We start from the raw sequence: 6,336 nt of genomic DNA on the forward strand, positions 1-6,336 counted from the left end.
CAATCAACTCTGCGCCCTTGCGCCTCCGCGAGAATAAAACACTGATGACACTGAGTTTCTCTGATTAAAACTTATTTCCCTTTCAAAACTTATTCAATCAACTCTGCGCCCTTGCGTCTCTGCGAGAATAAAACACTGATGACACTGAGTTTCTCTGATTAAAACTTATATTCCTTTCAAAACTTATTCAATCAACTCTGCGCCCTTGCGCCTCCGCGAGAATAAAACACTGATGACACTGAGTTTCTCTGATTAAAACTTATTTCCCTTTCAAAACTTATTCAATCAACTCTGCGCCCTTGCGCCTCCGCGAGAATAAAACACCGATCAAAATTAATTATTTACCCTAAAATGTTCTATCTGGATCAAACGCATCGAGATTCAATGTCTTTTTTTGGTTTGAAATCACTTCCGAAACCAGTTTTCCAGTAGCAGCACCCAATGACCAGCCCATCATGGCGTGGCCTGTGGCAATGGTCAGGTTTTTACACTTTTTAGATTTTCCGATATAAGGCATACCATCAGGTGATACAGGACGTAATCCTGCTTGCGCATTATTTTTATCTTGTTCACTTAATGAGATTTCGGGATAATAATTGCTCACCGCTTTGGCAATGGTATTCACTCTAAATGTATCTATATTATGATTGATTCCTGCAATTTCCATGGTTCCCGCAAAACGCGTAAAATCATGCATTGGCGTAATCGCTACACGCGCTTCACATAAAATAGCCGGAATGGATATTCCCGTTTCTTCTTTGACATTAATACAATAGCCTTTTCCTGCTTGTAATAACAATTGTAAATTCAACTTTTTACTCAACAAGCCGCTCCAAGACCCTGCTGCTAAAACAAATTCGTCCGCTTGATAGGTTTTTGTATCGGTTTGAATCGCTGAAATAGCACCATTTTTAAGTGTAATATCATTTACTTTTTCATTGGCAAAAAACGCAACACCCGATTCTTTAAGATACGTTTTCATCGCACTCATAAATTCTTGAGGTGTCATGTGGCTATCACATTTATAATAGGCACCGCCTTTGACATTTATGGCCACATGGGGTTCAAGTTTTTTTAATTCATCTAAACTAATTTCCGAAGCATCCAAGCCATATTCTCTAGCTAAATTGGCTCCTTTAATTTCTTCTTCGAGCAACTTTTCAGTTTGGCACAACATCAATAATCCTTTATGCTCCAACTGAAATTGGAAACCCTCATCGCGTCTTATATCTCCATACAGTTCTTGGCTCAACAAGCTAATATCCCGTATTATCGGAATGGATTTATTGACATGTTTTGTAGTACATGATTTATTGAACGCCAAACTCCATTTGATAAAATCTGCGTCAAGTCGTGGCTTTATATACAATGGACTCGATTTATCAAACATCCATTTTACACCTTGCTTCATAGCTCCAGGGGCAGCCAATGGAATAATATGGCTTGGGCAAACATAGCCTGCATTGACATACGACGCGCCGCCCTCTAAATTGGATTGATCTATAATAGAGACTTTATGGCCTTCCTTGTGAAGATAATAAGCAGAACACAAACCGATTATTCCGCCACCAATAATAATGATTTCCTTTTTCATTTAATCGAGTTTAAAATCCCAAATTGGCTGTACGCCTAAAAGATGCTCTACAAAATAATTCCATCTTTTTTTAGTAAAATATTGGTTGGCCTTACCTGTAAAACCATGACGCTGACTTGGTAAAATCAATAAATCAAATTCTTTATCTTCATTGACCAAAGCTTCCGCCAATTTAAAAGTTGCCGACGGATTTACGTTTTCATCAATCCCTCCATGAACCAACAACAATTTTCCTTTCAAATTTTTAGCGTTGGTAATGTTGGAAACCTTCTCATAAGTTTCATCTACCGGCCATCCTTGGTACATTTCTGGCCACCACACTTTTTCCATTCTAAAATCGTGGTCACCAGCACTTGCTACGCCAACTTTATAAAAATCCGGAAAACCCAACATCGCTCTTCCAGTGTCATAACCACCGGCAGAATGTCCAAATATTCCAACCCTATCGGTATCAATCCAACGGTATTGTTTTCCTAAATGTTTAATGGCCAAAACATGGTCTTCCAAGTTGTTTTCCATGTTTTTATAAGAATGGTTATGAAATGCTTTAGAACGCCCCGAAGTTCCTAAACCGTCCACTTGCATGACGATAAAACCCAATTCGGATAACGACTGATTGGAAAACGCAACATCAAATGATTTTGGAAAACGTTGTGTATGCGGCCCGGTATAAGTAGCATCAATAATTGGATATGATTTTGAACTGTCAAAATTTGTAGGTTTCCAAATGGCGCCGTAAATCGTAGTTTTGCCATCTTTAGCAAGCAATTGAAACACTTCTGGTGATGTCCAGCCTTTTGCAACCACTTCAGAAACATCCGCTTCCGTTAATTGAGTAATGATCTTTCCTGTTTTTGAATTTCTTAAAACGGTTTTTGTTGGAATGTTTACCGTAGAATAATTATCGACAAAATACTTACCATCTTTTGAAAATGACACGATATGATGTGCATTTTCCGGTGTCAGCAAAGTCATTTTTCCTTTTAAAGATACTTTATATAAACGCTGATGATACGGATTATCTCCAGGTTCTTTTCCTGATGCCAAAAAGTAAATATCGCCCGTAGATTCATCAATATAACTCACATCATTGACATAAAAATCGCCTTTTGTAAGTGCGGATAAAGTATTGGTTTTTAAATCGAAACTATATAATTGTCGCCAACCACTTCTTTCTGAAAGAAAAATCAAAACATCTTTTTGTTCTAATTTTTGATATGAAAAATTATCGATATTCGTTTCGCTCGTTTCAGTAATTAAGTTACGATTAGACGAGTTGTTTAAATCGACCAGGTTGACATAGGAATTTTTATAACCACGTTCAATATATTCGGCAAACAAAACACCCGATTTACTGGACCAATTGATGGCAAATCGATTTAAATGCGTGAATTCCGGAAAATCGGTTTTTACTTCTTTCTTCGTATCGATATTATAAAAAACAGGTCGTTCGGATACCAAGTTTGTATCGCCGGGAGATCCTCTATAATACGAAAGTAATTTTGGTTTGTATAACGAATCGATACTCCAATCGAGCAAATACATTTTTTCGCCTTTGCTTAAATCAATGCGTTTTGTAAATAACCATTTAGAATCTGGAGACCACTCCACCGAAAAGCGTTTTGGGCGTTCTCCGTTTTCGCCTTCAATAATATCCGACCATCCGTAATAGGTTCCATATTCATAATCCCTTTTACCATCAAAACTTAATTGATGGACCTCGTTGGTTTGAGTAGATTTAATATATAAATTATAATCTTTCGTATAAGCAATCCATTGGCCATCAGGTGACGTACTTTCAAAAGGATCTCTTTTTGTTTTCGGTTCTTCTTTAAGTTGAAGATTATAGTTGTCCAAATTTAAGACATAAGATTTATCCAACGTACTAAAAGACAGATGTTTTGCGTCATCATAATCTATATTTCGAAGTGAAAAATGGGTTGGATTGATGTTTTGTCCAAAAGTTTCCTGAAAAGCCTTTGCCAACTTTTGATGATCAAACAACGGTTTTACCGTAGGGTTTTTAAAATCGACAGTTTTATAAGTTTTTCCATCTTTGGTATAATCTACAAACCATAATCCCGAACCATTCTTAAACCAATTGGCCGAGGTATAAGTATTGAAAACCGACTTATTGTTCAGGTTGTTGTTCATATAACTTACAGCGCGTCCATAATCTTCCAAGGTTAAATTTTGCGACTGTACTGAAGCTGATATGCTCAGCAGAAAAAAAACATAATAAAAATACTTCATTTGATTTATTTTTTAAATGACTTGAAATCCGAATGCGTACGGATCATTTTCGTCAATGGTAATGGTGTTTTGTCCATATACTTTTGCCCAACCTTGTATGCTTGGCACGATGGCAAGTTTACCGTCCAATGTGGTTTCTTCAACTACACGTCCTATAAATTGGCTTCCAATGAAACTTTCATGAACAAATTCGTCTCCTTTTTTCAACGTACCTTTGGCGTAGCGTTGTGCCATAACTGCTGATGTTCCTGTGCCACAAGGACTTCTATCTATGGCTTTATCACCGTAAAAAACAGCGTTTTTAGAGGTTGATGTAGGATTAGTCGCTTTCCCGGTCCAAAGCATATGGGATACATTTCGAATAGTATCATTTTCAGGATGCACAAACATATTTGGATATTTCTGATTGATTTTATCTCTTAATATCTGTGAATATTGGATCAACTTACCAGCCGTAAAATCTTGTACTCCCGAAAAGTTTTGTTGAGGATCAATAATGGCATAATAGTTCCCGCCATAGGCAACATCAAACTGAAGTTCGCCCAATTCAGGGCAATCAATGGTCAATCCTTCGGCAGCTAAATAACTTTTAACATTGGTCAACCGTACCCAATCAACTTTATCGCCCGTCTGTCCATATTCTATTTCAACGAGTCCAGCGGGAGCTTCCATTCTGATTTTTCCTGGAACTTTTGGTGTGATCAATCCCTCTTCAATAGCAATGGTTATCGTGCCAATGGTACCATGTCCGCACATCGGCAAACAACCTGAGGTTTCAATAAACAATATGGCAAAATCATTTTCTGGATCATGTGGCGGATAAAGGATACTGCCACTCATCATATCATGGCCACGCGGTTCAAACATCAATCCTTTACGGATCCAATCGTATTCTTTTAAGAAGTGTTGGCGTTTTTCGCTCATGGTTTTTCCAACCAAATGCGGGCCACCTTCTTTAATAACTCTTACTGGATTGCCACAGGTGTGCGCGTCAATACATACAAATGTTTCTTTAATCATTATTCCATAAAGTTAGTTAGGGTGAATTTTATCGTTTTAAAGCAGAGGGCAATAATTCATCCGGAAAAGATTGATAACATACCGGACGAACCCATCTTTTTATCGAATTGTTGCCGACAGCCGTAAATCTAGAATCGGTTGATGCTGGATAAGGACCACCATGCTGCATGGACGGACATACCTCAACACCAGTAGGAACGCCATTAAAAATAAGCCGTCCTACCCTATTTTCAAGCGCATCAATAATATCATGAAGATGCGAATAATCTTCTTTTTCGGCGATAATTGTTCCCGTTAATTGACCATCCAAACCATTGATAATTTCGACCATTTCTTCTTCGTCCTTAGCTTTAACTACTAAGGCGAAGGGACCAAAAGCCTCCAAATGCAACTTAGGATTTTTCAAAAACTCTTGACCCGAAACACTTGCTATTTGCGTAGGTGCCGCATTCGCTGCAATGGTTTCCTCAATTTTCCCAACAACTTCTGCCCCTTTCTGAGAAGAAATTATAGCTACATTTTCGACAAATTCTCTTTTTATATCTGGATGCAACATATATTGTGCTTCAATAGCGGTTGCTTTTTCTGCCAAAACTTTAATAAACTGCTGCGTCTTATCACTATCAATCGTCAACAACAATCCTGGTTTTGTACAAAATTGTCCTGCCCCCGAAGTTATAGAACCCGCAAAAGCAGCAGCCACAGCTTCCGATCTATTTTCGATAGCTTTAGGAGTAATGACTACGGGGTTAATACTTCCCATTTCAGCAAAAACAGGAATCGGTTCTTTACGTTGGGCCGCAATATCAAAAAGCGCTCGGCCACCGGTAATACTTCCCGTAAAACCAACAGCTTTGACTTTATCGTGTTTCACCAATGCAACGCCTACTGTTCGGCCACGGCCCATAATATTTGAAAAAACGCCATTGGGCATTCCTGTTCTTTCAGCCGCTTTAATAATTGCCGAAGCTACTAATTCAGAAGTTCCTGAGTGCATGGCATGCGCCTTAACAATTACCGGACAACCGGCAGCTAACGCACTAGCGGTATCGCCACCTCCTGTGGAAAATGCAAAAGGAAAGTTGCTGGCTGCAAAAACCACTACCGGACCGAGCGGTATTAAGGTGCGTCGCATATCATCTTTGGGTAAGGGCAACCGTTCTGGCATCGCCTCGTCAATAGAGTTTTCTCGCCAATCTTCATTTTCTATCAAATTTGCAAAAGAACGCAATTGGAATACGGTTCGACCACGTTCGCCTATAGCCCTTCCTTCTGGCAAACCAGATTCGGTCATATAACAATCCAACAATTCTTGATCCAATGCTAAAATCTCATCGGCAATAGCATTTAAAAATGCTGCTCTTTTTGCTCCTGAAACCTTTCTGTAGATTTTAAAAGCATTCCATGCCAATGCAACAGCTTCATCAACCTCATCGGCAGTAGCTTCATAAAATGCGGTTGGATTTTGA

4 protein-coding genes are annotated in these 6,336 nt (G+C 38.7%); all 4 read right to left on the reverse strand.

What is annotated here, in order from left to right; translation table 11 throughout:
- Nucleotides 1-346 precede the first annotated feature (346 nt).
- Complete coding sequence (locus VNJ50_RS10305) at nucleotides 347-1,594, reverse strand: NAD(P)/FAD-dependent oxidoreductase (protein ID WP_325581559.1); 1,248 nt, start codon at nucleotides 1,592-1,594, stop codon at nucleotides 347-349.
- On the reverse strand, nucleotides 1,595-3,847 hold the full coding sequence (locus VNJ50_RS10310) for a S9 family peptidase (RefSeq protein ID WP_325581561.1): 2,253 nt from the start codon (nucleotides 3,845-3,847) through the stop codon (nucleotides 1,595-1,597).
- Between the two features lie 12 nt (nucleotides 3,848-3,859).
- Nucleotides 3,860-4,867 carry a 4-hydroxyproline epimerase gene (locus VNJ50_RS10315; protein ID WP_325581563.1) on the reverse strand — a complete coding sequence of 336 codons (1,008 nt, stop codon included), beginning with the start codon at nucleotides 4,865-4,867 and terminating at the stop codon, nucleotides 3,860-3,862.
- Between the two features lie 28 nt (nucleotides 4,868-4,895).
- Nucleotides 4,896-6,336: aldehyde dehydrogenase (NADP(+)) (locus VNJ50_RS10320; RefSeq protein WP_325581565.1), on the reverse strand; the 1,441-nt coding region annotated here is incomplete at its 5' end.

Source organism: Gelidibacter sp. (assembly GCF_035577925.1).
Lineage (GTDB): Bacteria > Bacteroidota > Bacteroidia > Flavobacteriales > Flavobacteriaceae > Gelidibacter.

Bases quoted from the DNA above. Each gene is read 5' to 3' on its own strand.
- VNJ50_RS10310 (WP_325581561.1), bottom strand. From the start codon at position 3,847: ATGAAGTATTTTTATTATGTTTTTTTTCTGCTGAGCATATCAGCTTCA.
- VNJ50_RS10315 (WP_325581563.1), bottom strand. From the start codon at position 4,867: ATGATTAAAGAAACATTTGTATGTATTGACGCGCACACCTGTGGCAAT.
- VNJ50_RS10305 (WP_325581559.1), bottom strand. From the start codon at position 1,594: ATGAAAAAGGAAATCATTATTATTGGTGGCGGAATAATCGGTTTGTGT.